The organism is Faecalicatena contorta (assembly GCF_021531995.1).
In the GTDB taxonomy this organism is placed as follows: domain Bacteria; phylum Bacillota; class Clostridia; order Lachnospirales; family Lachnospiraceae; genus Dorea_A; species Dorea_A contorta_A.
In genome coordinates, this window is the sequence record NZ_JAFBIZ010000210.1 from 1 (window position 1) to 2,350 (window position 2,350).

Below are 2,350 nucleotides of genomic sequence, written 5' to 3' on the forward strand. Positions count from 1 at the left end.
TTGAGGCACTCAATCACGCGGATAGCCTCTAGTTCATCGTCGCTGAAGTAACGGATATTGCCTTTTCTCATAAGATTGGGGAAGAATCCTTCCTTGTCGTAATATCTTAAAGTCGAAATAGGGAGATGGGACAAGGATGCAGTAGAAATGAAGCCGTGAGACTGCATCAATATTCCGGTAGGCGTAAAGCACTGGCATGGAGCTGCAAAGGCAGATATCTATGAGATCAAGCCTGCAGTTCCATATACCAAGGCTGATCTGAACTGAATGGACAAAAAATCAAGAAGTAATAAAAGATTTTTTACATTCCATGAGAGAAGACGACAGCTCATAATAATCCAAAAATATAAAAAAGTGTGCTCAGCACACTTTTTTATTCTCTTCCACCCCTGGAAGTCCATATGCACTTTTTGCACTTCTTACTGCCTGTCCAATGGCTTTTCCCATGACATAAGCGCTTAAAGATCCAATGGCATTTAAGTCTCCTTCCACATTTCCTACACTGACTGCATAGATGGAATCTCCATCTGCCGTTGTATGTACCGGACGGATTGCCTGTGCATAGCCGTTGTGTGCCATTGAAGCAATTTTATTTAAATGTGTTTTATCAAATTTGGCGTTGGTAATAACAATGCCCAATGTTGTATTTCCTGTAAAAAGGTCTGTCTCCTTGCCGGCCATGTTCCAAAGCACCTGTTCAGAGGAAGCAAGTTTTCCATCTACCAGCAACCCTGCAATCTGTTTTCCTGTTTCTGTATCGTATACATCACCAAGGGCATTGACGGCAACGATTGCTCCTACCTGAATGTCTCCAACCTGAACCGCATAGGTTCCGATTCCACTTTTCATGGATTTGTCAGGTCCAAGGATTTTTCCAATGGTACATCCCGTACCTGCCCCCACATTGCCTTCTTCCATTTTTTCTCTGGAAGCATTTTCACAGGCCTGATATGCCATGTTCTGATCTGGACGTACATCCACTTTTCCGACCTGAAGATCGAATAACGAAGACTGGCAGACAAGCGGAACCTTTGTCACGCCAACATCGAACCCAATATCTCTCTCTTCCAGATAACGCATGACTCCACCTGCAGCATCAAGTCCAAAAGCAGAACCGCCGGATAACAGAATCGCATGAATTCCTGTCGCATCGGCTACCGGATTTAATAATGGAGTTTCTCTGGATGCCGGGCCGCCGCCTCTTACATCTACACCCGCAGGGCTGGATGTATCAAAAAGGACTACCGTACATCCGGTCCCGCCTTCCACATCCTGTGCATGTCCAACTGAAAATCCTTCAATTTCCATAATATCAATTGTTTTCATCTGTAATCACTCCTCTTACTGACGAAATACTTTCTTTAATGCTTTGCAGATCGCAGTTCCGATCAACAAACTGGATACTGCTTCTAAGACTGCATTCAGCGCTACCAGGGCAAACACCCAGAAAAGAAAGTGCAGACCGCCCTTTCCTGTATACTGGTACATATCCATCATTTCCTGCTGAAAAATAAAACAAACACAGGCCAGATATAAAGCTGTGTTCGTAAGTGGGCTTAAAAGACAGGAAACGGCAATACTCCATCTATCTTTCTTGTCAATCTTACGGAATACTTTATATAAAAGTGCCGGTACGACTCCAACACAAATACGTGGAACGATACAGGCAAATGCTGTACCGACTGGATTCACTCCAAACAGCATGGTACCAAACGCACTCATACCAAAGCATTGTGCAAAGCTGCTAAGACCAAATATCAGTCCCAGGATAGCTCCACCTTTCACACCTAACATCACTGCTCCAACCGCAACCGGTATGACAATAAATGTCATTTCAATAGCGCCCACTCTCAAATATCCCAGCGGAGTAAATGCCATGATGATTACGATTGCCGCCATAAGCGCAAGCTCTGTCATCCACAAAACGTTTCCGTTGTTTCCTTGTTGTTTCTTCATATTCTCTTTTCCTCCTTGTTATTATTCCCACATCGAAAAAGCAGTGACAAATAATGAAAAACCATGAATATGTCTAAAGAAGTTTCTTCCTTTTTGTTACCATTCAATTCTGATATCGTACTTACTCGGATTATCCATCTTTTTCATGATCCCCCTTTATCGCCTCTTTTCATTTTGATGCCTGGGATACAATACAAATACGTGGAAAGTATATCATTCACAAAAGTATTGTGCAAGAGACAAAATTATCTTTTGAAATCCAAACACAACTCGTCAATCTTTTATTGTTCTGATTCTTTTTCTTTTTTACGGATTTATAACAATGTCATATTCAGATTTGCGGACATCATAACACTTTTACCTTACATACATTTTACATAATTCTGGCTTAGAG

At 42.0% G+C, this 2,350-nt stretch carries 3 protein-coding genes and 1 pseudogene; 1 reads left to right on the top strand and 3 read right to left on the bottom strand.

What is annotated here, in order from left to right; genetic code table 11:
• On the bottom strand, positions 1 to 134 hold a 134-nt coding region (locus tag JQM82_RS16560; protein WP_420370612.1), incomplete at its 3' end, for a MerR family transcriptional regulator.
• Between JQM82_RS16560 and JQM82_RS16650 the strand changes: the two are divergent.
• Positions 133 to 267, top strand: a pseudogene (locus JQM82_RS16650) (flavodoxin); the annotation flags it as partial. The gene JQM82_RS16560 and the pseudogene JQM82_RS16650 sit on opposite strands and share 2 nt — an antisense overlap.
• A 93-nt stretch (positions 268 to 360) precedes the next feature.
• Here JQM82_RS16650 and JQM82_RS15270 read toward each other — a convergent pair.
• Together JQM82_RS15270 and JQM82_RS15275 are read right to left on the bottom strand one after the other, a co-directional pair.
• Entirely contained in the window at positions 361 to 1,326 is a 966-nt protein-coding gene (locus tag JQM82_RS15270) for a P1 family peptidase (protein WP_235251262.1), read from the bottom strand.
• A gap of 15 nt (positions 1,327 to 1,341) precedes the next feature.
• Positions 1,342 to 1,956 (bottom strand): ECF transporter S component, encoded by a 615-nt coding sequence (locus tag JQM82_RS15275; RefSeq protein WP_235251263.1) that lies wholly within the window; start codon positions 1,954 to 1,956, stop codon positions 1,342 to 1,344.
• Between the last annotated feature and the right edge of the window lie 394 nt (positions 1,957 to 2,350).

Coding starts and splice junctions, on each gene's coding strand:
- JQM82_RS15270 (WP_235251262.1), bottom strand. CDS start 1,326: ATGAAAACAATTGATATTATGGAAATTGAAGGATTTTCAGTTGGACAT.
- JQM82_RS15275 (WP_235251263.1), bottom strand. CDS start 1,956: ATGAAGAAACAACAAGGAAACAACGGAAACGTTTTGTGGATGACAGAG.